A 24,564-nucleotide genomic window follows, 5' to 3' on the forward strand; every position below is an offset into this window, starting at 1 on the left:
GGGTATGCTCGATATTAAACGCATCCCCATCCCCGCCCTGATCGGCCTGGTGCTGACCGCCCTGTTCGTGCTGGCGGCGATCTTCGCGCCGTGGATTTCACCACATGACAATGCCGAGATCGTCGGCGACGTCTGGGAACCGATGTCGGCGGTTCATTGGCTGGGCACCGACAATCTCGGCCGGGATCTGTTGTCGCGCATGATCTACGGCGCCCGCATCACCCTGTTCATCGCCGTGCTGGCCACCGCGCTGTCGTTTTCGCTCGGCGCCATACTGGGCTTTTCGGCCGCCGTGTTCGGCGGCTGGTTCGACACCATCCTGTCGCGCCTCGTCGATCTCCTGATGTCGATCCCGACATTGATCATGGCCCTGGTCGTGCTCTCCGTGCTGCCGACGAACCTGGTGACGCTGATCCTGGTCATGGGCGTCCTCGATTCGACCCGCGTCTATCGCCTGTCGCGCGCGGTCGCCGTCGACATCAACGTCATGGACTATGTCGAGGCCGCCAAGCTGCGCGGCGAAGGCAGCGCCTGGATCATCTTCCGCGAGATCCTGCCCAATGCGCTGTCGCCGCTGGTCTCGGAACTCGGCCTGCGCTTCATCTACGCGGTGCTGTTCCTGTCGACGCTGTCCTTTCTCGGCCTTGGCGTACAACCGCCGGACGCCGACTGGGGCGGCATGGTCAAGGAGAACAAGGACGGCATCGTCTTCGGTATCGCCGCCGCGCTCATTCCGGCTGCCGCGATCGCGGCCCTTGCCATCTCGGTCAACCTTGTCGCCGATTGGATTCTCAACCGCACGACAAGCCTGAAGGGAGGACGCGGGTGATGGCTGACGGCAAGGCAAAGTCCACCCCTCTGCTCGACATCCGCAATTTGCGCATCGAGGCCACTGTCTATCCCCCCGGCGAGGCGCCGAAGAACATTGTGTTGGTGCACGATGTCTCGCTGACGCTGGAGAAGGGTAAAGTACTGGGCCTGATCGGCGAATCCGGCGCCGGCAAATCAACCATCGGCCTGTCGTCCATGGGCTATGGCCGTGGTGGCGTGCGCATCACCGGCGGCGAGGTGATCCTCAACGGCCGCGACATCCTGAAGGGCGGCAAGGAAGGTTTTCGCAAGCTGCGCGGCCGCGAGGTCTGCTACGTCGCGCAGTCGGCGGCGGCCGCTTTCAATCCGGCGCACAGGCTGATGGACCAAGTGGTGGAAGCCACGCTGCTGCATGGTACGGCAACCCGCGCGGAGGCCGAGAAGCGGGCTGTCGCGCTGTTCAGGAAGCTCAGCCTGCCCAATCCGGAAACCATCGGCGAACGGTTTCCGCACCAGGTTTCGGGTGGCCAGCTGCAACGCGTCATGACGGCGATGGCGCTGTGCTCCGAACCGGACCTGATCGTCTTCGACGAGCCGACCACGGCGCTCGACGTGACGACGCAGATCGACGTCTTGGCGGCGATCAAGGACGCCATCCGCGACACCCATGTGGCGGCGCTCTACATCACCCACGACCTTGCCGTCGTCGCCCAAGTGTCGGACGAGATCATGGTGCTGCGCCACGGCCGCCTGGTCGAATGGGGCGGCACCCGCCAGATCATCAAGGAACCGCGCCAGGAATACACCAATGCGCTGGTCTCGGTGCACGAGATCGAACACCAGGAGCAGAACCCGGGCGCCACGCCGTTCCTGTCGGTCAAGAACGTCACCGCCGCCTATGGCGGCGGCCAGGTCAAAGTGCTCAAGAACGTCTCGGTCGACATCTATCCGGGCCAGACGCTGGCCGTGGTTGGCGAGTCCGGTTCCGGCAAGTCGACGCTGGCGCGAGCCATCACCGGCCTGTTGCCGCCCGAACAGGGCACGGTAACCTTTGACGGGCGCCCGCTCGCCAACCGGCTTGCCGACCGGCCGAAGGAGGACCTGCGGCAGTTGCAAATGATCTACCAGATGGCCGACGTGGCGATGAACCCGCGCCAGACTGTCGGGACCATCATCGGCCGGCCGCTCGAATTCTATTTCGGCATGCGCGGCAGGGAACGCGACAAGCGCGTCGCCGAACTGCTCGACGAGATCGAGATGGGCAAGGGCTTCGTCGACCGCTATCCGGCGGAGCTTTCGGGCGGCCAGAAACAGCGTGTCTGCATCGCCCGCTCGCTCGCGGCCAAGCCGAAGCTGATCATCTGCGACGAGGTGACATCGGCGCTCGACCCGTTGGTCGCCAACGGCATCCTCAAGCTGCTGCTCAACCTGCAGCAACACGAAAAGGTCGCCTACCTCTTCATCACCCACGACCTGGCGACGGTGAAGTCGATCGCCGATTCGATCGCGGTGATGTATCGCGGCGAGGTGGTCCGCTACGGCTCCAAGAGCAAGGTGCTGACACCGCCCTTCGACGCCTATACCGACCTTCTCTTGTCGTCCGTTCCGGAAATGGAGATCGGCTGGCTGGAAAAGGCGATCAAGGGGCGGCGCATGGCCAGCGCAGGGAATTAGTTAGCGGCTGGCCCTCAAGCGGCCATCGTCATCCGTGTGCAACACTAGGACGCCATGTCCTTCCGGACAGGCGTCGCTGGTGTGACGTTGTTTCAACAAAGGGGTAGGACATGAAGACTGAACTCGACCATCTCGCCGATCTCGCGGGCCAGGGCCGGATATCGCGTCGCGACTTCCTTGGCCGCACAGCGGCACTGGGTGTGTCGGCGGCGCTGGCAACGACGCTGGCCGGGAAAGCCTTCGCACAGAGCCCGGTCAAGGGCGGCATCCTCAAGGCCGGCCTGCAGGGCGGCGAGTCGACCAACAGCCTCGACCCGGCGCTCAACCTCAGCCAGGTCACCTACAGCTTCGGTAAGCAGTGGGGCGAATATCTGGTCCGGCTGATGCCCGACAACAGCCTGACAAACATGATCGCCGAGGAGATCGGAGCCTCCAAGGACGCCAAGACGTGGACGATCAAGATCCGCGACGGCATCGAATTCCACAATGGCAAGACCGTCAACGCCGAAGACGTTGCCGCCACCATCGAGCGCCATGCCGACGAGAAGTCGAAGTCGGGCGCGCTCGGCATCCTCAAGAACATCAAGGGTGTCAAGGCCAGCGGCAAGGAAGTCATCGTCACGCTCGGCGATGCGGACGCCGATTTCCCCTATCTGATGGCCGACTACCACCTCGTCATCCAGCCGAATGGCGGCAAGGACAATCCGAACGCCGGCATCAGCGCCGGTCCCTACAAGGTCACCGTCAACCAGCCGGGCGTGCGTCATGGCGGCGAGCGCTTCGCCAACTACTGGCAAGGCGACAAGTTGGGCCATGCCGACCAGGTCGAGATCGTCGTCATCAATGACGCGACGGCGCGGCTTGCCGCGCTGCAGGGCGGCCAGGTGCACATGATCAATCGCGTCGAGCCGAAGGTTGTCGACTTGGTCAAGCGTATTGCCGGCGTCAGCATCGAGAACGTCTCAGGCAAGGGCTACTATCCCTTCAACATGTTCTGCGACACCAAGCCCTTCGACAACAACGACCTGCGCATGGCGCTTAAGCTCGCCATGGACCGCGACGAGTTGTTGGAGAAGATCCTGCGCGGCTACGGCTCGGTCGGCAACGACTTCCCGATCAACGAAGCCTATCCGTTGTTCACTGCCATCGAACAACGCAAGTTCGATCCCGAGAAGGCGGCAGCACTGTACAAGAAATCCGGACACAGTGGCTCAATCGTGCTGCGCACGTCAGACGTCGCCTTCCCGGGTGCCGTCGATGCGGCCCAGCTTTACCAGCAGAGCGCGGCCAAGGCCGGCATCAAGATCGAGATCAAGCGTGAGCCCGGCGACGGCTACTGGTCCGAAGTCTGGAACAAGCAGCCTTTCTCGCTCTCCTACTGGGGTGGACGCGCCACCCAGGACCAGATGTATTCCACCGGCTATGTCTCGACCGCTGACTGGAACGACACGCGCTTCAAGCGGCCGGAATTCGACAAGATGCTGTTCACGGCGCGCGGCGAGCTCGATCAGGACAAGCGCAAGGCGATCTACCACGACATGGCGATGCTGATGCGCGACGAAGGCGGCCTGATCGTGCCGTTCTTCAACCAGTTCATCGACGCCGCCGCCACCAACAAGATCAGCGGCTTCGTCAAGAGCCCAATCGGCGAAATGATGGACGGCTACGCGCTAGGCGAGTGCTGGCTGAACGCCTGATGCTTGCCTGCCACTGAAAAGCGCCGCGTGTCCGTGCGACACGCGGCGCACTCGATTCAACAGACAATCGCATGGAGCTGCCCGTGGCGCTCAAGACCAAGCTTCTGCTGATCATCCTCGATGGCGTGCCCTACCGGAACTGGCGCCGGCTGATGGGCAATCTCGAAGGCTGGGTGCAATCGGGCGAGGCGCGGGTCTGGAAAATGCGCTCGGTACTGCCGTCGACCTCGGCCTGCTGTTATGCCTCGATCCACACCGGCGTGTCGCCGCAGGTGCACGGGATCCTGTCCAACGAGAACCGCTTCCGCGTCGCGCAGCCGGACATTTTCTCGGAAGTCAGCAAGGTCGGGGGCAAGACAGGTGCCGTCACCCATTCCTACTGGTCGGAATTCTTCCGCTCCTACCCTTTCGACCTTGTCGAGGACATGGAGTATGACGAGCCTGGCGGGCCGATCACGCATGGCCGCTTCCACACCATGACCGGCTACAATCTCAAGAACCAGATGACGCCGAGCGACGTCGACCTGTTCGCGACGCTGACCATGCTCACCCGGCGCCACGGCATCGACTACGGCATCCTGCACACCTGCACGCTGGATTCGATGGGCCATCGCTTCGGCCATGACTGTCACGAGATGGACCATGCCTGCTACGCCATGGACGCCATGTTGGCGGCCTTCCTGCGGGGCTGGATCGACGCCGGCTACGAGGTCATGGTCACCGCCGACCACGGCCAGACCGACCGCGGCCACCATGGCGGCCATGACGACGAGATGCAGGATTTCGCCCTTTATTATTTTGGCCAGGGCAAGGGGCCGGAGGCGGATGTGCTGCTTGATCAGTTGCAGCTCGCGCCGACCATTTTGAGCCGGCTTGGCGTGCCGGTGCCGGCGACGATGAAGGCGAAGCCGTTTCTGGGATGAGCGGCCGCCCGTCCTCCTCCCCACAGGGGAGAAGGGAAAAAACCGCACCACTGGCCACGTCCCCACTCTTCGGTTAGCCTCCGCAAATTCCTTGGCGGAGGATGAACCTTTTTGGACCGATCGGCGACAGAGCAGACAGGAGCCAGGCGGCTCAACCGGCCATGACGGCGGCGGCGGAGACCGATCGCGCGCTTGTCGACCGGGTCGCGAAGGGCGACCGTGCCGCCGTGCGGCTCCTGTTCATGCGTCACCACGCGCGGATCTACCGCTTCGTGGCGCGCCAGACGGGATCGGAAATGATGGCTGACGATATCGCGAACGAGGTGTTTCTCGAACTGTGGCGCCAGGCGCCGGGCTTCGAAGGGCGCTCCGAAGTCTCGACATGGCTGCTCGGCATCGCCCGCTTCAAGGCGCTCTCGCTGCTGCGCAAGAAGAAGGAAGACTGGATCGACGACGAGGCCGCCGCTGCGGTGCCCGACAGCGCCGATACGCCCGAGGTCGTCACCATGAAGGAGGACAAGGCCGCCGCCTTGCGCCGCCTCATCGACGCTCTGCCCGAGGAACACCGCACGGTGATCGACCTCGCCTATTATCAAGGGCAATCGGTGACCGAGATCGCGCAGGTGCTCGACATCCCGGTCGCGACCGTCAAGACCCGGATGTTCTACGCCCGCAAGAAACTCGGCGAAGCCCTGAAGGCCGCCGGTTACGACAGGGGGTGGCCATGAGCGCCGCTGAAAAGATGTCGCGCCGCGACGAAATGGAAACGCTGCTGCCGTTCTACCTGAACGGTTCGCTGGAAGGCTCCGACCTCGAAGCCATCGAAGAGTGGCTGGCCAGCGATCCGGCGGCACTTGCGGCACTTGGCGAGGCGGAGGCCGAATTCTCCGGCACGTCGGCGGCCAATGAGGCGATCCGCCCGCCGGCCGATGCGCTCAGCCGCTTCGCCAAGGCGCTCGACGCCGAGGCAGGGCCCGCACGCAAGCCGGCAAGCGCGTCCTGGCTGGCGCAGGCCTGGGGCCGCTTCATGGCGGTGCCGGTCGGGGTCGCCTGGGCGACGGCCGCGGTGCTGCTTGGCTTGATGGCGGTGCAATCGCTGGTGCAGCCTGGCGGCAAGGGCGGAAATTTCGAGATCGCCGGCACGGAAGAGGATCTGGCCAAGATGCCGTTCGCGCTGGTCAAATTCAAGCCGGATGCCAGGATGGCCGACATCGCCGTCTTCCTCGACGCCAACAAGCTCAAGATCATCGGCGGACCGACCGCCGACGGTGTTTTCAAGCTCGCCATTCCGGCGACGACCGCCGCCGACTACGACAAGGCGCGCGGCCTTATTGCCGCCCAGCCTTTCGCGGAAACTGTGATCGAGGGAAGGAAACCGGCCGATGGCGGCTGAGGCGCTCGTTCGATTTGCGGCGATCCTTGCGGCGGCGATGACAATCGCCGCCGTGCCTGCATCGGCGCAGACCAACGCCACCAATCCCGACCGCGCGAAAATCGATTGTAGCAACGAGGCCAATGCGACAGCGGCCGACTGCGTCAAGGACGGCGGCGGCGCCAAGGGCGGGTCGGGTGCGGCAGAGGCCGGCGCTGTTTTTCTGCCCGCCCTGATCGTCGACCTCTTCCCCAACCCCATCGCCCCTCCGGCACCGGTACCGACACCACGGCCGGGACCCGCCACACCGCCCGGAGGCAACCAGGCCGGCCCGCCGCCGGGTGGGCCGATCGTCTCGCCGACCGATCTCATCGCCGTCCAGCCGCGGCGCGCCGTGACCGGCGAATTCGTGCCCGACGAGGTGCTGGTGACCGTCGATGGCGATGCCGGTGCCGTGCAGCAGATCGCCGCCTCCTTCGGCCTTGAAGTGCGCTCGCAGCGCCAGTCCCGTCTGCTCGGCACCACTTTGGTGCGTTTCGGCATTCCCGATGGCCGCCCGGTCGGCGTCGTGTTGGCGCAGCTTGCCGCCGATGGCCGCACGCAACGCCGCGAGCCCAACCATATCTACTCGCTGCAACAGGCCGCCGGTATCGTCAACTATGCCTTCGACCGCATCGCGCTCGACGCCAAACAGGCGAGCGGCGAGAACGTGCGCATCGCCGTCATCGATACCGGCATCGACGACACCAACCCGGCACTTGCCGGCGTCATCGCCGGACAGTTCGACGCCATGCCGGACGTGCCGATCGAGAAGCGCGATCACGGCACTTCGATCGACGGTCTGATTGCCGGCGTCGGCGCGCTGGAAGGCATGGCGCCGGGCGCCAGAATCTACCACGCACGCGCCTTCGAGGGCGGCAAGTCGACCATGGACGTCATCCTGTCGGCGCTCGACTGGGCGGCGGACCAGAATGTCAGCATCATCAATATGAGCTTCGTCGGCCCGAAAAACGACCTGCTCGGCACCGCCTGCCGCAATGCCCGCGCGCTCGGCATGGTGCTGGTTGCGGCGGCCGGCAACAACGGGCCGAAGGCGCCATACGGCTACCCGGCCGCCTTCGACGGCGTCATTGCGGTAACGGCCACCGACGCCAAGGACGGACTGATGCCGCAGGCCAATCGCGGCGCCTATGTCTTCATCTCGGCGCCCGGCGTCGAGATGGTGGCGCCGAGCGGCGCCGGCTCGGACGTCGTCACCGGCACCTCGTTTGCCGCGGCGATCGTCAGCGGTGCCATCGCCAATCTCATTCACGCCGATCCGAACCGCTCGGCCGACGACATCGAGAAGGCGCTTGCCGCGACAGCCAAGGATCTCGGCCCCAAGGGGCGGGATAATGATTTCGGTTTTGGGCTGCTGGATACGAAGGCGGCGGAAGCGGCTAAGGAATAGCCGGCTCAGGCCACGCTTTGCCGGGGACGGAGCAGGAACCAGAACGCGGCGATGTGCGTGATCATCAGCAGCGGCACATAGATGATCGGGATCGCATAGGTAGCACCCAACTGCTCCGCGTGCTCCGGAAGGCCAGCCTGGATGGCGTGGTAATAGTCGACGACGAGGTCGACCATGCCTGTCACATTGAAGGCGACGACCAATGTCCAGAAGAGCGGGCGAACTCGCACCGTGAGCAATGCCAGCATGGCCAGCACGCCGGTGGCGAAGTCGCCATAGGCGGCGAACACGGCGAAGCCGGCGGGCAGATCGGGACCGACGACGCCCGGAAGCAGGAAGACGAGCCCGAAGAAGCGGAAGCTGTGCAGCGTGGCAATGGCGCGTAGCGCCGCCACGCGATCCATGCTGCTCAACCAAGGCAGGCCATAGGCACGGAAGCAGAGCAGCCATGCGAGATAGCCGAGAACGAGCTGGACCTGGAACAGTATTTGCGTCGACATCTGGTTTTCTCGCACAGGTGGTCGCGCGGTTCCGCGCGCTTCGACCCTTAGCTAAACCTGCTTCCAGAGTTCGGCCATCCGCTGTAATCAGAACAACCCATGAAGCAGAGCTACACAATACGGCACGGCGCGCTGGACGGAGTCGAGGTGTTCCTGGCTGTCGCAAGGCACCGGAATTTCCGCCGTGCCGCCGCCGAGCTTGCAGTAACGCCGTCCGCCGTGAGCCAGGCGGTGCGCGCGTTGGAAGCGCGCTTGGGAACCGCGCTGTTCGTCCGCACGACGCGCAGCGTCGGCTTGACCGAACCCGGTCAGAGGTATCTTGACCGCGCCGGCCCGGCCTTCGAAGAACTCGTCTCGGCCGGCGAGGCCGCCCGCGATGTAGGCCAGCGGCCCACAGGGCTTCTGCGCCTGTCGGTGCCCCGCGCCGTCGTGCCGTTGATCCTGGAGCCGATGATCGCGTCGTTCTGCCGGGCTTATCCCGAGATCGAGCTGGAGATCGCCGCGAGCGACGAGATGGTCGATCTCGCGGCCGGCGGCTACGATGCCGGCATCCGGCTTGGCCAGTTCATCGCGCCCGACATGGTCGCGGTGCGGCTGACGCCGCCATTCTCCTTCGTGGTCGTTGGCAGCCCGGACTATCTCGAGCGCCACGGCACCCCCGAACAGGTCAGCGATCTCAGCCGCCATGCCTGCCTGCGCCTGCGCCGCGCGAACGGCGCCATCGCGCACTGGTCCTTCGCCGATGGCAACGGGGCGATCGAGGCGGCGGTCTCAGGCCCACTGATCGCGCACGACTATCCGACCTTGCTGGGAGCCGCGATCCAGGGCGTCGGCCTGGCGCAGGTGCCTCGGCCCGTCGCCGACGGCGCCATCGCTCAGAGAAAGCTCGAGCCGGTGCTGGAGGGCTTTGCCGGCGCGACGCCGGGCGTCTTCCTCTATCATCCCGGCAAACGCCAGGTCCTGCCGAAGCTGCGCGCCTTCATCGATCATCTCAAGTCCGCGGACTGAACGCCTCGCCCCAGGAGGCGGTGTCGATCAACCCGCCGCGAGGGACCCGGTCCGACGGACGAGCAGAAACGCCGCGCATCCGAACCCGGCAATGGCCAAGGCGACGATCGACAGCCAGCGTATCAATACCGCCTGCTCATCCCGACCGATAACCCGGTAGAGGCCATTGATCTCGACCATTTCCGAGCTGGACAAGCGCTTCTTGGGCAGCGTTCGATCGGTGTAGAAGTATTTGGTCATGGCATTGAATTCGAGTTCGCTGCCGTTGAACATTTCGGTGGGGTTCAGGTCGGAGGTGACATGGCCCGCATAGTTGCGTTCCTGCGTGGAGCGTATGTCAACGGTGTTGAAGTCCGGCTTGGCGGCGCCCGCATGAAACCAGCCGGGCGAAAACACGTCCACCGGCCCGGAGCGCGGCAGGTGCGTGATCGGCTGGTTGACGATTTCGATCACTTTCCGCTCTGCCCGCGCGGCTTCCGCGTTTGCTGTTTCGATGCCTGGCAACGTCCAGAAGGCAGCGCCGGCAACGGTCAGCAAGAGCGCCGCCAGGCCAATCAGAGGCACGAGACGGCCGGGCGTGCGCGCCGGTGTCGCGATGCGGCCAACCGAGGCAGCCGGAGCGCCGCTCGCGCGCCCGCGCCGGCCGAAAGCCGTGCCTGGCTGATCGATTTTCATCGACCTATGTTGAGATAAGCGGGCTAACGCAGGGTTAAAGAGGCACTCGATTTGGGGCTGACCTTAGCCCGGCGCCCCGGCCACCGAGCCCCTGATCACCAGGTCGACCGGCCAGACCTCGCCGCGCGCGCCGTCCTCCAGTCCCGAGATCCGCGCTGCCAGCCGCTCGGCGATGCGCGCGCCGGCCAGCCGGATGGAGGAGCGTGTCGTCGACAGCGGCACGGAAAAATTTTCCGGCTTCAGCCAGGGAAAGACATCGTCATGGGCAATCAGCGAGACGTCGCCGGGAATGCTGAGCCCGAGATCGCGCACCGCGCGCACGACGCCGAGCGCCATGATCAGGCTGGAGCAGGCGATTGCCGTCGGCGCGCCGTCCTGTTCGAGCAGGCGCCGGGCGGCGCGATAGCCGTTCTCCTCGGTCATGACGACGGAAGAGACATGGCGATCGTCCAACATCAGGCCGCTCGCGGCCAGCGCCCGGCGCATGCCGCGCTCGCGATGAATGGCGAAGGTTTCCCTGTCATCGCCGTTGATCAGCGCCAGCCGCCGGTGACCGAGCTGGACGAGCAGCCGGGCCGCCTCGTGGAAAGCACCCTCATTGTCGATATCGAGATAGGGATAATCGAAACCGCAGCCCTCGCTGCGGCCGTGGACGATAAAGGGAATGCCCAACGTATTGACCAGCGCCACGCGCCGGTCGGTAGGCCTGGGCGAGGAGATGTAGACGGCATCGACCTGCCGATTGGCGACGATGCGCCGATAAGTGGTCTCCTGATCGTCGGCGTCAGCCGGCGACAGGACGAGGTCGAGCTCGTGCGAGCGGGCATAGTCGCCAAGACCGGAGAGGAATTCAACGAAATGGGGATCGATATCAACCGCGGCACCCGTCGGCAGGACGTAGCCGATCATTCCGGACTTGCCGGTGGCCAGCCGGCGCGCGCTCGGATTAGGGCGATAGCCGTGGCGCTTGGCGGCATCCATGACGCGCCTGCGGGTTTCCTCGTTGACTTCGGGATAGCCGTTCAGCGCCCGGCTCACGGTTGTCTGCGAAAGCGCCAGCATATGCGCGAGTTGCTTGAGGTTCACGAGAGGCCTCCTGCCTCAAAGCGCTTTCAAATTGAATCGACCCAAACACCATCCGGGACGCAGCCATATCGCAGGAACCATATGCGTGCCGAGGCAGGGTTTGAAACAAAAATTGCTGTTGCAGTGCCGAAAAAGCATGCTGCGGTGCACTTCTATGGCCCGGGCGGCTGCGAATTAAATCGATTAGTTCGCCAGCCCCCTTGACTCCCCACCGATTAAATGGCCAGATCACCAAAGCCAAAGCGCTTTGGAAGACTCTTCGAAAGGTTGCGGTTCCTTTGCGACTGAGTCACAGTCCTGCGGCATCGGCGGGCGGAATGGAGGTTCCGTCCGGTGTATGTGACCCACTGGGAGGAATACCGATGAAGAGAATGCTTTTGCTGGGTGTTGCGTCCGCCGCATTCGCCCTGAGCGCGCCCGCGCATGCCGAACTGAAGTTCAAGCCGGGCGAGGATTCGAAGTTTCACTGGGCGAATTACGACGACCTCAAGAAAGTCGACCTCAAGGGCGAAACCCTGTCGATCTTCGGACCATGGCGCGGCGAGGACGAGACGCTTGTCCGGTCCGTACTCGATTATTTCTCCGAGGCCACCGGCGCTGAGGTCAAATATTCCTCGTCCGAGAATTACGAGCAGCAGATCGTCATCGACACCCAGGCCGGTAGCCCGCCCAACATCGCCGTGCTGCCGCAGCCGGGCCTCATCCAGGACCTTGCTTCCAAGGGCGTGCTGACCCCGCTCGGCGACGACGTCGCGGCCTGGGTGAAGGAGAATTATGCCGCCGGCGACTCCTGGGCCAAGCTTGGCACCTACAACGGCAAGGACGGCAAGCCCGGCTTCTACGCGCTTCCCTACAAGATCGACGTGAAAGGGCTGGTCTGGTACTCGCCCGACAATTTCGAGGAAGCCGGCTACAAGGTGCCGAAGACGCAGGAAGAACTGGCCGAGCTCGAGAAGAAGATCATCGCCGATGGCGGCAAGCCGTGGTGCATCGGGCTTGGCTCGGGCGGCGCGACCGGCTGGCCGGCGACCGACTGGGTCGAGGACATCATGCTGCGCACGCAGCCGCCCGAAGTCTATGACAAGTGGGTGAAGAATGAGATCCCGTTCACCGATCCGGCGGTGGTCAACGCCATCGACATCTTCGGCAAGATCGCCACCGACGACGAGATGGTCGACGGTGGCGCCAAGGCGGTCGCGGCGACCGACTTCCGCGACAGCCCGAAGGGCCTCTTCACCGTGCCGCCGAAGTGCTACATGCACCATCAGGCGTCGTTCATCCCCTCCTTCTTCCCCGAGGGCACAAAGCTCGGCCAGGACGCCGACTTCTTCCCCTATCCGCCCTATGCCTCCAAGCCGGAACTGGGCACGCCGCTCGAAGTCGCCGGAACGCTGGTGATGATCACCAAGGATTCCAAGGCGTCGCGCGAATTCATCAAGTTCCTGCAGATGCCGCTCGCGCATGAATTGTGGATGGCGCAGAAGAGCTTCGTCACCCCCTTCAAGGGTGCCAACAAGGACGCCTATGGCAGCGACGCGCTGAAGAAGCAGGGCGAAATCCTGGTCGGCGCCACGACGGTGCGCTTCGACGGCTCAGACCTGATGCCAGGCAAGGTCGGCGCCGGCTCCTTCTGGACCGGCATGATCGACCTGGTCGGCGGCAAGTCCGCCCAGGACGTCGCCGCCGACATCCAGAAGAGCTGGGACGCCATCAAATAGGCCGCCGCGGCGACCTGATCCTTCCTGATCTTCTTACTGGATCCGGGCTTCGGCCCGGATCCGACCGGCGGCGCACGCCGAAGCCTTCGCGTTTCGATTGTTCCGAACAACTGAAAGTCGGTGCATCCGATCGCCAGCATTCGCCTGGCCGGTCATGCGCAGGGAGAGGGACCCATGGCGACTCAGATTTTCTCGGCAATATTCGTCATCATCATCGGCGTCGGCGGCTGCGTCGCCTATTTCTGGGGCGCCAACAAACTGCTCGACCTGATCTTCCCCGCGCGCGGAGTGTCCGGGACGGCCGCCGTCAACAATCTGCGCCGGCAGGGATTGGTGCGGCCCTGGCTGTTCGTTGGTCCGGCGCTGATCATCCTGACCATCTACCTGGTCTATCCGGTGATCGCGACGTTGTGGCTGTCTTTCTTCGACCGCGGCGGCACGAGTTTCGTGGGATTCGCCAACTATGAATGGGCGCTGCGCGATCCGGATCTGCGGAACGCGATCCGCAACAACATATTGTGGCTGGCGGTGGTGCCGGCGGCCTGCACCTTCCTCGGCCTCATCATCGCCGTGCTTACCGACAAGATATGGTGGGGCACGATTGCCAAGAGCCTGATCTTCCTGCCGTTGGCCATCTCGTTCGTCGGCGCCAGCGTGATCTGGAAGTTCATCTACGAATATCGCGGCGAGGGCCAGATCCAGATCGGCCTGCTCAACGCCATCATCCAGTATTTCGGCGGCCAGCCGCAGGTCTGGATATCGCTGCCGTTCTGGAACAATTTCTTCCTGATGGTCATCCTGATCTGGATCCAGACCGGCTTCGCCATGGTCATCCTGTCATCGGCGCTGCGCGGCATCCCCGAGGAAACACTCGAAGCCGCGGTCATCGACGGCGCCAACCCGTTCCAGATCTTCTGGAAGATCATGGTGCCGCAGATCTGGGGCACCATCGCGGTGGTATGGACCACCATCACCATCCTGGTGCTGAAAGTCTTCGACATCGTCCTGACCATGACCAACGGCCAATGGAACAGCCAGGTGCTGGCCAATCTGATGTTCGACTGGATGTTCCGCGGCGGCGGCGATTTCGGCCGCGGCGCGACCATAGCCATCATCATCATGATCGCCGTCATTCCGATCATGATCTGGAACATCCGCCAGGCCAACAAAGAGACGGGAGGGCACTGAGATGGCCGTCGCGACCGGAAATTCCTTCGCCAGCCGTTTCGGCGTCCATATCGCGGTGCTCGTCTTCGTGGTGATCTGGACCATTCCCACGCTCGGCATCCTCGTCTCGTCGCTGCGCGACAAGGACCAGATCATCGCCTCGGGCTGGTGGAATTCCTTCGCCAGCTCCAGCCAGACGGAAGCCGGGCGGCTGCCCGCCGCCTCGGCGCAGACCCAAAAAGACGGCAAGTTCGTTCTCGAGGGCAACATTTTCGGCGACGGGGCCAAGCGCAGCATCAGCGCCTTCGGCGTCAAGGCGGCGGCACCGACGCAGTATCCCGCCGGCACATCGGCCGATCTCGGCGACGGCGTGACCCTGCAGGTCAATGCCGACGGCAGCTTCGTCATGGCCTCGCCCAAGGCGTTCGAGGGCGACCGGGGCCAGCGCGTCTACTACGCTTCGTCGGCGCCGCCGAAATTCACCACCGACAACTATCAGACCGTGCTGTTCTCCGAAGGCATCGGCCGCTCCTTCATGAATTCGCTGACGGTCACCATCCCGGCGACCGTCATCCCGATCCTGATCGCGGCCTTTGCCGCCTATGCGCTTGCCTGGATGCGTTTTCCAGGCCGCGCGCTCTTGATCGCGGTCGTCATCGGCCTGCTGGTGGTGCCGCTGCAGATGTCGCTCATCCCGCTGCTGAAGCTCTACAACGGCGTCGGCACGTTCTTCGGCGTGCCGTCCAAGACCTATCTCGGCATCTGGCTGGCGCATACCGGCTTCGGCCTGCCCTTCGCCATCTACCTCCTGCGCAGCTATATTGCCGGGCTGCCGCGCGAGATCATGGAATCGGCGCGCATCGACGGCGCCAGCGATTTCGAGATCTTCGTCAAGATCGTGCTGCCGCTGTCCTTCCCGGTGCTTGCCTCCTTCGCCATCTTCCAATTCCTGTGGGTATGGAACGATCTGCTGGTGGCAATGGTTTTCCTCGGAACGGCGCCCGACCAGATCGTGCTGACGGCCAAGCTCAATGCGCTGCTCGGCTCGCGTGGCGGCAACTGGGAAATCCTGACGACATCGGCCTTCATCACCATCATCGTGCCGCTGATCGTCTTCTTCTCGCTGCAGCGCTATTTCGTCCGCGGGCTGCTGGCCGGCTCGGTGAAAGGAGGTTGAGACTATGCAATCGGCTTTGAAGGCGACTTCGAACCCAGACCCCGCCGTCGACCGCGACTGGTGGCGGGGCGCGGTGATCTACCAGATCTATCCGCGCAGCTATCAGGACTCCAATGGCGACGGCATCGGCGATCTCAAGGGCATCATCGGCAGGCTGCCCTATATCGCCGCCCTTGGCGCGGATGCGATCTGGATCTCGCCTTTCTTCAAATCGCCAATGAAGGATTTCGGCTACGACGTCTCGGATTATTGCGACGTCGACCCGATGTTCGGCACGCTGGCGGATTTCGATGCGCTGACGGCGGAGGCGCACCGGCTGGGCCTCAAGGTGATGATCGACGAGGTGCTGTCGCATACAGCCGACATCCATCCCTGGTTCAAGGAAAGCCGCTCGAGCCGCGCCAATGCCAAGGCCGACTGGTACGTCTGGGCCGACGCAAGGCCTGACGGCACGCCACCCAACAACTGGCTGTCGATCTTCGGCGGCTCGGCCTGGCAGTGGGACACCAGCCGGCAGCAATACTACCTGCACAATTTCCTGGCCGAGCAGCCGGACCTCAACTTCCATAACGCGGAAGTCCAGGACGCGCTCCTCGACGTCACCCGCTTCTGGCTGGAGCGCGGCGTCGATGGCTTCCGCCTCGACACCATCAATTTCTACTTCCACAGCCAGGGGTTGGAAAACAACCCGCCGCTGCCGCCGGAAGAGCGCAACGACCAGACCGCGCCGGCGGTCAACCCCTACAACTACCAGGACCATATCTACGACAAGAGCCGGCCGGAGAACCTCGCCTTCCTGGAGCGCTTCCGGGCGCTGCTCGACGAATATCCGGCGACCGCCGCTGTCGGCGAGGTCGGCGATTCGCAGCGCGGGCTGGACGTGGTCGCCGCCTACACCGCCGGCGGCAAGCGCGTGCACATGTGCTATTCCTTCGACTTCCTGGCGCCGGAAAAGATCAGCGCCGCCAAGGTCCGCTCGGTGCTGGAAGCTTTCGGCAGGGTGGCCAGCGATGGCTGGTCGTGCTGGGCGTTTTCCAACCATGACGTGATGCGCCCGGCCTCGCGCTGGGCCACCGGCGAAGCCGACCCGACGGCCTATCTCAAGGTGATCTCGGCCTTGCTGATGTCGCTGCGCGGCTCGGTCTGCATCTACCAGGGCGAGGAACTCGGGCTCGGCGAGGCCGAACTGCGCTTCGAGGATTTGCAGGACCCCTACGGCATTCGCTTCTGGCCGGAATTCAAGGGCCGCGACGGCTGTCGCACACCCATGGTGTGGGATGGCAGCGCCAGGAATGGTGGCTTCTCGCAAGCGAAACCCTGGCTGCCGGTGCCTGCAAAGCACCTGTCGCAGGCGGTCAACGTGCAGCAAGGTGACGAAACTTCCCTGCTCGAACACTACCGGCGCTTTCTTGCCTTTCGGCGCGCGCATCCGGCGCTGGCCAAGGGTGACATCGCCTTCATCGAAAGCCAGGGCGACACCGTCGCCTTCACCCGCCGGGCGGGCAATGACGAGATCGTCTGCGTCTTCAATCTGGGCGCCGCGCCGGCGAAGGTTGACCTCGGCAGCCGAACCCTTCAACCTTTGCCGGGACACGGATTTTCCGGGCAGGCAAGCACCGGTTCGGTCGAACTCGGCGGTTACGGCGCCTGGTTCGGGCGCATAGGCTAAAAACATCTGAGGAACCACTGGGAGAAAATCAATGGCCGATGTCAATTTGAGACAGGTGAAGAAGTCCTACGGCAATCTCAACATTCTCCACGGCATCGACCTCGACATCAAATCGGGCGAGTTCATCGTCTTCGTCGGCCCGTCGGGCTGCGGCAAGTCGACCTTGCTGCGCTCGATCGCCGGGCTCGAGGAAATCACCTCGGGTGAACTCAAGATCGACGGCGAGGTGGTCAACGACGTGCCGCCGTCGAAGCGCGGCATCGCCATGGTGTTCCAGTCCTACGCGCTCTATCCGCACATGACCGTCTACGACAACATGGCCTTCTCGATGAAGATCGGCAAGGAAAGCAAGGCCGAGATCGACAAGCGAGTGCGGCAGGCCGCCGAGATCCTGCAACTGACCAAATATCTCGACCGCCTGCCCAAGGCGATGTCGGGCGGCCAGCGCCAGCGTGTCGCCATCGGCCGCGCCATCGTGCGCAATCCGAAAGTGTTTCTGTTCGACGAACCGCTATCGAACCTCGACGCGGCACTGCGCGTCGCCACGCGTATCGAGATTGCCAAGCTCAAGGAATCGATGCCCAGCACGACCATGATCTATGTCACGCACGACCAGGTCGAGGCGATGACGCTGGCCGACCGCATCGTGGTGCTGAAGGACGGCCATATCGAACAGGTCGGCACGCCGATGGAGCTCTACAAGAGGCCGGGCAACCTCTTCGTTGCCCAGTTCATCGGCTCGCCCGCAATGAACATCTTGCCGGCGACGGTCGACAAGACGGGCAATCCGACCGTCATCAGCCATATCGGCGGCCGCAAGGCGACGGTGCCGATCGCGACGCCGGCTTCGGCGAAGGGAACGGCGGTCAGCTTCGGCGTGCGGCCGGAAGATCTCGCGATCGCCGACGGTACGGAGTATCTGTTCGAGGGGACGGTCGACTATGTCGAACAGCTCGGCGAGGTCCAGCTGGTCTATGTCGACATCGGCCGGGCCGACCTGCCGCTGGTGACCAAGCTGCCGGGCAATGTCGAGGTCAAGCGCGGCTCGACGCTGCGGCTGACCGCCAATGCCGGCGACCTTCATATTTTCGATGCGGACGGCCGCTCCTTTGCCCTCCACGAAGCGGAAGCAAAGGCGGCCTGAAGGAGAGGCCGGTTCCGATAATGCAAAACAAAAGCGGCGGGCAAGGCCCGCCGCTTCTGTTTTCAGATATCGCTTCGGCCGTTAGCGACCAAAGAGGTTCCGGTCGGCGCCCTGAGGAGCCGACTTCTGCACGTCGCCCGAAGAATTGAGCAGCTTGTAGACCGGCGAGTCACTGTTGCGGATCGAAGCCGTATTCGACGTGTCGACATTGACGGTCGACGAAGCCGTGGGTTGGCTGGCGCCGTTGGCGCCATAGTTGTCGCTGCCGGCGAAAGCGCTGCCGGACAGAGCCAGGACGGCGGCGGCAGCGATGAGGATCTTGTTCATTTTAAACTCCTGAATTTTTGAAGTCCGGCGGGCCGGCGGGCGAACCCACCGGCCGCGGGATTGGGATTAGTGACCGAAGAGGTTTCGGTCGCTGCCCTGCTGAACGGGCGCCTGGGTGGCCGGAGCCGACTTGCCGATCGACGCGGTGGCGGCGTTGTCGGTCGAAGTGACAACCGCCTGGTTGGCACCGTTCGAACCAAAGTTGTCGCTACCGGCGAAGGCGCTGCCGGAAAGGGCCAGAATGGCGGCGGCAGCAATGAGGATCTTGTTCATCTTAAATACTCCTGAATTTGTGGCGTCCACCGGCGCGACAGGGCAACCCCGCCGCGTGCCGGGGAGCGGCTGTTAGTTGTTGCCGAAGAGGTTGTGATCGGCACCCTGGACAGGCGTCTGAGCAGCCGGCTGCGACTTCTTGGTCGAAGCGGTGTACGAGCTGTCGACAGAGGTGGCAGCGGGGGTCGCGGCGCTCGAACCATAATGGTCGCTACCAGCAAAGGCGCTGCCGGAAATAGCCAGAAGGGCTGCGGCAGTGAGAACAATCTTTTTCATTTTGGGTACTCCAGTATTTTTTTCCGTCCGTCTAGCGGCGTGTCTTGGGATTAAAAATCGCGTCGTTCGGACAGCCCCGATGTGGGAGAGCACCTTTGCCGTTTCCAATCACGAAGTTGTTCCGTGTGGACCATGACTCAACCACTTGAAATTGTACCAGGCCCTTTTACGTCCATTGTTTTTCTTCGCTATATCAACCGGTTAACTGGAACCACCGCTTCGATCACCGACTGTGTCGGAGGCCCTGCGTTCACACCGTCCTGCACGCACCGTCAACAGAAACGAACCGTTCGGTTCGATTAGAATCTGCTAATAGTCACTTTTCGTAACCGTTAACCTTTTTCGCCGCCGGCAACGGGTCGAAAACGGTGCCGGCGCGGCTTCCCCGTAAAGACGCTTCCATCCGCCGGAACCATCCAGCATCAGTGTCGCGCCGCATGGAGGCGATGTCGCTTTCATGCCGATGTTGCAAACCCTGTCGTGATTAAATCATTCCATCTCAGGTGCCGCTGCGTGACGACGGAGCGGAGAATTGGGAAGCCGGTCAGATTCCGGCGCTGCCCCCGCAACGGTGGTGGAGTTCAAGTCGCAACGGGAGACCACTGGGCGAAGGCCTGGGAAGGTGTCGCGATGGTCCGCAAGGACGACTCCAGAGCCCGGAAACCAGCCCGAGATCGCTAGAACTCGACTGATCGCGGTGGGCGGTCAAGGGGCGGATGATGTTTGTCCGGCTTTTGCCGGCTTGCGCTCAATCCTTCCTCCATCACCACCAGTTCAGTCCTTGAAAATGAGGACAGGACATGGATGCGCGCAACGACATGCTGAGGCTCTTGAACAGCCGCAGACAAGGCTTTTCGCTGGAACAGCCCTTTTATACCGACCCGGACTACTTCAAGCTGGACATGGAGCTGATCTGGTATCGCGACTGGCTGTTCATAGGCCATGATTGCGAGTTGCCCAAGCCGGGCAGCTTCATCACCGTGCAGATCGGCGACTATCCGGTCGTGCTGGTGCGTGACCAGCAGGGCAAGATCAACGCCTTCCATAATTCCTGCCGTCATCGCGGCAGCCGCGTCTGCAACAGCGACAAAGGCATGGCCGCCAAACTGGTCTGTCCTTACCACCAGTGGACTTACGAGCTTGACGGTCGGCTGCTGTTCGCCCGCCAGATGGCCGACGGGTTCGACAAGAGCCAGTTCGGGCTGAAGCCAGTCGCCTGCGAAAGCGTCGCCGGCTATGTCTTCATCAGCCTGGCCAAGGAGCCGGCGGACTTCGCGCCGATGCGGGGGATGATCGAGCCCTATCTGCAGCCGCACCGGCTCAGCGAGGCCAAGATCGCCTTCGAGAGCACCATCATCGAGAAGGGCAACTGGAAGCTGGTCTGGGAAAACAACCGCGAATGCTACCATTGCGCCGGCAATCATCCGGAATTGTGCAAGACCTTCCCGGAAGCGCCGACCGTGACCGGCGTGCAGGGCGCCGACAGCGATCCGGAAATGCTGGCGCATTGGGCCAAATGCGAGGCTGTTGGCCTGCCCAGCAAATTCCGCATCGACCCGGCTGGACAATACCGTGCCACCCGCGCGCCGTTGCTGCGCGATGCCCAGAGCTACACGATGACGGGCAAGCGGGCGGTGAGGAAGAACCTGTCCGACAGCGTCTCGGCCGACCGGATCGGCACCTTGATGCATTACCACTATCCAACGACCTGGAACCATATCCTGGTCGATCATGCCGTCACCTTCCGTGTGCTGCCGGTCAGCGCCACAGAAACGGCGGTGACGACGAAATGGCTGGTGCACAAGGACGCGGTCGAGGGCGTCGACTACGATCTCGCCGACCTTACCCATGTCTGGACCGAGACCAACGACCAGGACCGGCGCATCGTCGAGGAAAACGCCTTCGGCATCCTGTCACCGGCCTATGAGCCCGGCCCCTATTCGGAGCTGCATGAAGGCGGCGTCATCCAGTTCGTCGACTGGTACGCGCGCTTCATCGGCCCGCGCCTTGCCGAAGGCGGCCGGCCGGCGTTGCGCAGCGTGGCATGAGAGGCTGAGGGATGAATGCCATAACCGACCTTGGCCTCTATCGCCATCTCGACCAGATGGCGCCGTGGAACGACAGGCTGCAGGTGCTGGAAGTGACCGGCGTCAGCGATGAGGCGCCCGGCGTCAAGACCTTCACCTTCCGCTCCGACAACCAGACCTGGTTCCGTTACAAGCCGGGCCAGTTCGTGACGCTGGAACTGCCGACGCCGGACGGTCCGCTGATGCGCACCTACACGCTGTCGTCGTCACCGTCGCGGCCGTTCTCCATCGCGGTGACGGTGAAGGCGCAGGCAGGCAGCATCGGCACACGCTGGATGTTCGATCACCTGACGCCCGGCTCGCACGTCAAGGCCTATGGACCGAGCGGCGATTTTTCGTTGCACAGCCATCCGGCGGCGAAATATCTTTTCATCTCGGCCGGCTCCGGCGTCACGCCGATGATGTCGATGCTGCGCTGGCTGAACGATTGCGCGCCCTGGACCGATGTCGGCTTCGTTAATTGCGCGCGGCGTCCCGAAGAGATCATTTTCCGCAAGGAGCTCGAACTTTTGGGCGGCCACATGCCGGGCCTGTCGCTCGGCTTCATGATCGAGGAGCGGTCGAGCCGCGAGGGCTGGTACGGCCATATGGGCCGCATCGATGCCATCCGGCTGCCGCTGCTGGCGCCCGATTTCCGTGAACGCGAGATCTTCTGCTGCGGCCCCGATCCCTTCATGCGTGCTGTGCGCGGCATGCTGGAGGCCGCCGGCTTCGACATGGCGAGATACCATCAGGAAAGCTTTGCCGCGCCGACCGTCGAGGAAATCCAGGCGCCGTTCGCCTCGCCGGAGCAGGACGGTGCGGCAGCTCCCGTCGAAGCAGCAACACCTATCCGCTTCGCGCTGTCGGACGTCGATGCCGAGTGCGTCGCCGGCCAGACCGTGCTGCAGACGGCCCGCGCCTCGGGCGTGCGGATCCCGGCAGCCTGCGAATTCGGCCTGTGCGGAACCTGCAAGGTGAAGAAAGTCTCCGGCGCCGTCGAGATGAGCCACAATGGCGGCATCCTCGATCACGAGATCGACGACGGCTTCATCCTGGCCTGTTGTTCCAAGCCACTGTCGGCACTGGAAATCGAGGTTTGATCCGGCTGGCCTTCGACTGATCCCGCATATGGCCGACGCCTTACCGGCAAAGGTTACCTTGCCAAGGAACAACCGAAAGTTTACAGGCGTTGTCGGTGGAACGGGTCCTGCTGGCGGGCAGGAATGCTAAGCGGGGCGACAATGATGCATGAATCCCATGCCTATGCGGTTGCGAGCCGGGATATAGTTTTCGAATCCTTCGATGGCGAGGCCGTGGTGCTCAACCTTGCGAATGGCAAGTATTTCGGCTTCTCCGATTCCGGCAGCAAGGTGTGGCAGGCGCTTTCGTCCGGAATGGACGCCCGGGCTCTGGTCGGGCTGGCCGCGGGCGGCTCGACAATAGGCGAGGCCCAACTCGATCACTTCATAGCGCAATTGCTCGAACTGGGCTTGCTGGTGCCTTCCGACGCGACGGTGCAGCCATTGCCGGACGAATTGGCCGCCGAGCTGGCCGCCACGAACGAGCCGCTCGATGTGAGCATTCACGACGACCTCGCCGACCTGATCGTCATTGATCCCATCCACGAGGTCGAGGAACCACTCGGCTGGCCGGCGGTCAAGCAGGCTTCCTGACGGGCCGGCCGCTGCCGTGATGGAAGGCGCTTGATGCCGCGCGTCACGCTGGAAACCTTGCCCGATTACGGCCGGTATCTCCTCGCCGCCGCCGAAGATGCGGGCTTGCGCTATCCGACCACACGCAAGGTCAGCCTGCCCCTGTTGGAACTGACCGTGCATCTCGGTCACGGCGTGCTTGCCGATGCACTGGGCCATGCATTTGTCGAGGCCGGGCATGATCGGCCCGAACCGGCCGCGTGCCGCGTCTTCATCGCTCATCCCGGCATCCACGGCATTCCGGAGCCCGCGCGATGGGGCGACGCGCATTTCACCGAGCACGGTTTTGCCAAACGGCTCGCCGAAGCCGGGTTGCGCGGCCACTATTTCCACGACCTGGATTTCTGGCAGATCTACGATCCGCACCGTAGCGTTGGCGTGCAGCTGATGGCGTCGGCCGATGCCTTTCCGCCCTGGGAGCCGGGGGCGCCGCTGCGCGCCTTCCTGCACTGGGAATATGCCGCGCGCGGCATGCGGCTGACCCATGCCGGCACGCTCGGCATCGACGGCAAGGGTATCCTGCTCGCCGGCGCGGGCGGGGCGGGGAAATCCGGCACTGTCGCCGCCGGCCTGCTCAATGGGCTCGACAGTGTCGGCGACGACTATGTGCTGATCGATCTCGTCGGGGGCGTGACCGCGCGGCCCCTTTTCTCCACCCTGAAACAGGACGCGCGAGGTTTCGCGCGGCTGGGCCTGCAACAGAGGCTGGCTGAGCAAGGCCCGCTGAACTGGCAGGGCAAGCACACGTTTCACATTGGCGACGTAACGCCCCGCCCGGTGCCCGCGATGCTGGACATCGTCGCGCTGGTGATGCCACATATCAGCGGTGGCGGAGCAAGTTCGATCATGCCGGTGTCACGCAGGGATGCCATGATTGCCTTGGCGCCGTCCGGCATCGCCCAGATGCCGGGCGAGCGCGAAAGCGGCTTTCGCTTCTTCAGCGAATTGACCCGCCTCTTGCCGTGCTTTCGTTTGTCCCTCGGCACCGACCCGGCAGAAATCGCCGGCGCGATCGAGAATTTCCTGACGCGAGGCCTCTCGTGAAGCTCAGCGTGATCATGCCAGTGTACAATCGCGAGCGCTATGTCGTCTCGGCGCTGCGCTCCCTGATCAGGCAGCGCGCTGACGCCGACTTCGACATCATCGTCATCGACGACGGCTCCACGGACGCCTCGGTGGAGGCGATACGGTCTGCGATGCGCGAGGCGTCCTGCATCCGCCTGGTCCTGCAACCCAATATGGGCGTCGCGAGGGCGCGCAACGCCGGGCTTAGACACTTGCCGCCGGATGCCGGGTTTGTGTCATTCCTCGATTCCGACGACATCTCGCTTGCCGGACGCTTCAAGACGGATCTGGCTTGCTTCGAGGCCGAGCCGGGCCTTGACCTGACCTACTCCCTGATGACCCTGGCCGAGCAGATAGACGATGACACGATGGAGCCGGTAGCGGGCAGTCGCACTGTAACGCTGCGCGGAATTTCAATGAGCACCGGCCTGTTCAGCAGGGCGCTTATCGATCGCATAGGCTATTTCGACGAGGAATTCGATCAGTGCGAGGACACTGACTATCTGTTGCGCATCTTCGAAACGGGTCCGAATTACCGCCTTCTGGAGACGGTCGCGATCTACTACAGGCGCCATGCCGGCAATATCACCGGGAAGCGCGAGAGCCGGCTCCGCGACCACATGCGGGCGATCCACAAATCGATCCGGCGACGCAGGGCCAACCCATCCCTGCGTGAGATTCCCGGCATTTTCGAGCTCAAGAGCTCGCCCGACTGGCGGGGGCTTTAATGCGGTATATCTCGCGATCAAATCGGATGGTGCAGCAGCGGCCG

The 24,564-nt window shown here is 63.6% G+C and carries 24 protein-coding genes and 1 riboswitch; of the genes, 18 read left to right on the forward strand and 6 right to left on the reverse strand.

What is annotated here, in order from left to right; all coding sequences use genetic code 11:
- Positions 1-4 precede the first annotated feature (4 nt).
- From FJ948_RS07080 to FJ948_RS07110, 7 genes are all read left to right on the forward strand, one after another.
- The gene (locus FJ948_RS07080) at positions 5-829 is read left to right on the forward strand and encodes an ABC transporter permease (RefSeq protein ID WP_140702868.1); all 825 of its coding nucleotides are present in this window, start codon (positions 5-7) and stop codon (positions 827-829) included.
- A complete protein-coding gene (locus FJ948_RS07085; RefSeq protein ID WP_140702869.1) occupies positions 829-2,484 on the forward strand; it encodes an ABC transporter ATP-binding protein in 1,656 nt (551 codons plus the stop codon). Before FJ948_RS07080 ends, FJ948_RS07085 begins: the two co-directional genes overlap by 1 nt.
- 110 nt (positions 2,485-2,594) lie before the next feature.
- On the forward strand, positions 2,595-4,181 hold the full coding sequence (locus FJ948_RS07090; protein ID WP_140702871.1) for an ABC transporter substrate-binding protein: 1,587 nt from the start codon (positions 2,595-2,597) through the stop codon (positions 4,179-4,181).
- An 83-nt stretch (positions 4,182-4,264) separates the two neighbouring features.
- Positions 4,265-5,104 carry an alkaline phosphatase family protein gene (locus FJ948_RS07095; protein WP_140702873.1) on the forward strand — a complete coding sequence of 280 codons (840 nt, stop codon included), beginning with the start codon at positions 4,265-4,267 and terminating at the stop codon, positions 5,102-5,104.
- Positions 5,105-5,265: 161 nt separating this feature from the next.
- Positions 5,266-5,832 (forward strand): sigma-70 family RNA polymerase sigma factor, encoded by a 567-nt coding sequence (locus FJ948_RS07100; RefSeq protein WP_127275725.1) that lies wholly within the window; start codon positions 5,266-5,268, stop codon positions 5,830-5,832.
- Positions 5,829-6,497 carry an anti-sigma factor gene (locus FJ948_RS07105; RefSeq protein WP_140702875.1) on the forward strand — a complete coding sequence of 223 codons (669 nt, stop codon included), beginning with the start codon at positions 5,829-5,831 and terminating at the stop codon, positions 6,495-6,497. The genes FJ948_RS07100 and FJ948_RS07105 overlap by 4 nt, the downstream gene beginning before the upstream one ends.
- On the forward strand, positions 6,487-7,926 hold the full coding sequence (locus FJ948_RS07110; protein ID WP_140702876.1) for a S8 family serine peptidase: 1,440 nt from the start codon (positions 6,487-6,489) through the stop codon (positions 7,924-7,926). The genes FJ948_RS07105 and FJ948_RS07110 overlap by 11 nt, the downstream gene beginning before the upstream one ends.
- Before the next feature lie 5 nt (positions 7,927-7,931).
- On the opposite strand, the gene FJ948_RS07115 is transcribed toward FJ948_RS07110, so the two are convergent.
- Entirely contained in the window at positions 7,932-8,426 is a 495-nt protein-coding gene (locus FJ948_RS07115; RefSeq protein WP_140702877.1) for a hypothetical protein, read from the reverse strand.
- A 99-nt stretch (positions 8,427-8,525) separates the two neighbouring features.
- On the opposite strand from FJ948_RS07115, the gene FJ948_RS07120 reads away from it, so the two are divergent.
- A complete protein-coding gene (locus FJ948_RS07120) occupies positions 8,526-9,434 on the forward strand; it encodes a LysR family transcriptional regulator (protein ID WP_140702879.1) in 909 nt (302 codons plus the stop codon).
- 27 nt (positions 9,435-9,461) lie between these two features.
- Here FJ948_RS07120 and FJ948_RS07125 read toward each other — a convergent pair whose 3' ends face one another.
- A complete protein-coding gene (locus FJ948_RS07125; protein WP_140702881.1) occupies positions 9,462-9,971 on the reverse strand; it encodes a hypothetical protein in 510 nt (169 codons plus the stop codon).
- A gap of 201 nt (positions 9,972-10,172) precedes the next feature.
- Positions 10,173-11,195, reverse strand: coding sequence for a substrate-binding domain-containing protein (locus tag FJ948_RS07130; RefSeq protein ID WP_140702882.1), 1,023 nt, complete (start codon positions 11,193-11,195; stop codon positions 10,173-10,175).
- Positions 11,196-11,557: 362 nt separating this feature from the next.
- Between FJ948_RS07130 and FJ948_RS07135 the strand changes: the two genes are divergently transcribed.
- The 5 genes from FJ948_RS07135 (at position 11,558) to ugpC (ending at position 18,070) form a co-directional block, all read left to right on the forward strand.
- Complete coding sequence (locus tag FJ948_RS07135; RefSeq protein WP_140702883.1) at positions 11,558-12,913, forward strand: ABC transporter substrate-binding protein; 1,356 nt, start codon at positions 11,558-11,560, stop codon at positions 12,911-12,913.
- Positions 12,914-13,087: 174 nt separating this feature from the next.
- Positions 13,088-14,101, forward strand: a complete 1,014-nt coding sequence (locus FJ948_RS07140; protein ID WP_140702885.1) for a sugar ABC transporter permease — start codon at positions 13,088-13,090, stop codon at positions 14,099-14,101.
- A 1-nt stretch (position 14,102) separates the two neighbouring features.
- Positions 14,103-15,257 carry a carbohydrate ABC transporter permease gene (locus tag FJ948_RS07145; RefSeq protein WP_140702887.1) on the forward strand — a complete coding sequence of 385 codons (1,155 nt, stop codon included), beginning with the start codon at positions 14,103-14,105 and terminating at the stop codon, positions 15,255-15,257.
- A 4-nt stretch (positions 15,258-15,261) separates the two neighbouring features.
- Positions 15,262-16,926, forward strand: a complete 1,665-nt coding sequence (locus FJ948_RS07150) for an alpha-glucosidase (protein ID WP_140702889.1) — start codon at positions 15,262-15,264, stop codon at positions 16,924-16,926.
- A gap of 31 nt (positions 16,927-16,957) precedes the next feature.
- Positions 16,958-18,070, forward strand: a complete 1,113-nt coding sequence (gene ugpC / locus FJ948_RS07155) for a sn-glycerol-3-phosphate ABC transporter ATP-binding protein UgpC (RefSeq protein ID WP_140702891.1) — start codon at positions 16,958-16,960, stop codon at positions 18,068-18,070.
- Between the two features lie 81 nt (positions 18,071-18,151).
- On the opposite strand, the gene FJ948_RS07160 is transcribed toward ugpC, so the two are convergent.
- From FJ948_RS07160 to FJ948_RS07170, 3 genes are all read right to left on the reverse strand, one after another.
- Positions 18,152-18,397: a DUF680 domain-containing protein gene (locus FJ948_RS07160; protein WP_140702892.1), complete on the reverse strand. Its 246-nt coding sequence runs from the start codon at positions 18,395-18,397 to the stop codon at positions 18,152-18,154.
- Between the two features lie 66 nt (positions 18,398-18,463).
- Entirely contained in the window at positions 18,464-18,670 is a 207-nt protein-coding gene (locus tag FJ948_RS07165; protein ID WP_140702894.1) for a DUF680 domain-containing protein, read from the reverse strand.
- Between the two features lie 72 nt (positions 18,671-18,742).
- Entirely contained in the window at positions 18,743-18,946 is a 204-nt protein-coding gene (locus FJ948_RS07170; protein ID WP_140702895.1) for a DUF680 domain-containing protein, read from the reverse strand.
- A gap of 484 nt (positions 18,947-19,430) precedes the next feature.
- Positions 19,431-19,633, forward strand: a riboswitch (cobalamin riboswitch).
- Between the two features lie 113 nt (positions 19,634-19,746).
- On the opposite strand from FJ948_RS07170, the gene FJ948_RS07175 reads away from it, so the two are divergent.
- The 5 genes from FJ948_RS07175 to FJ948_RS07195 all read left to right on the forward strand — a co-directional run bounded on the left by FJ948_RS07175 (position 19,747) and on the right by FJ948_RS07195 (position 24,520).
- Positions 19,747-20,994, forward strand: coding sequence for an aromatic ring-hydroxylating dioxygenase subunit alpha (locus tag FJ948_RS07175; RefSeq protein WP_140702896.1), 1,248 nt, complete (start codon positions 19,747-19,749; stop codon positions 20,992-20,994).
- A gap of 11 nt (positions 20,995-21,005) precedes the next feature.
- The gene (locus tag FJ948_RS07180; protein ID WP_181173586.1) at positions 21,006-22,115 is read left to right on the forward strand and encodes a hybrid-cluster NAD(P)-dependent oxidoreductase; all 1,110 of its coding nucleotides are present in this window, start codon (positions 21,006-21,008) and stop codon (positions 22,113-22,115) included.
- A gap of 141 nt (positions 22,116-22,256) precedes the next feature.
- A complete protein-coding gene (locus FJ948_RS07185) occupies positions 22,257-22,688 on the forward strand; it encodes a PqqD family protein (protein ID WP_140702897.1) in 432 nt (143 codons plus the stop codon).
- A gap of 33 nt (positions 22,689-22,721) precedes the next feature.
- Complete coding sequence (locus FJ948_RS07190; protein ID WP_140702899.1) at positions 22,722-23,771, forward strand: serine kinase; 1,050 nt, start codon at positions 22,722-22,724, stop codon at positions 23,769-23,771.
- Entirely contained in the window at positions 23,768-24,520 is a 753-nt protein-coding gene (locus FJ948_RS07195) for a glycosyltransferase family A protein (RefSeq protein WP_181173587.1), read from the forward strand. The genes FJ948_RS07190 and FJ948_RS07195 overlap by 4 nt, the downstream gene beginning before the upstream one ends.
- Positions 24,521-24,564: the final 44 nt, after the last annotated feature.

The sequence above is a fragment of the Mesorhizobium sp. B2-3-12 genome (genome assembly GCF_006442205.1).
In the GTDB taxonomy this organism is placed as follows: domain Bacteria; phylum Pseudomonadota; class Alphaproteobacteria; order Rhizobiales; family Rhizobiaceae; genus Mesorhizobium.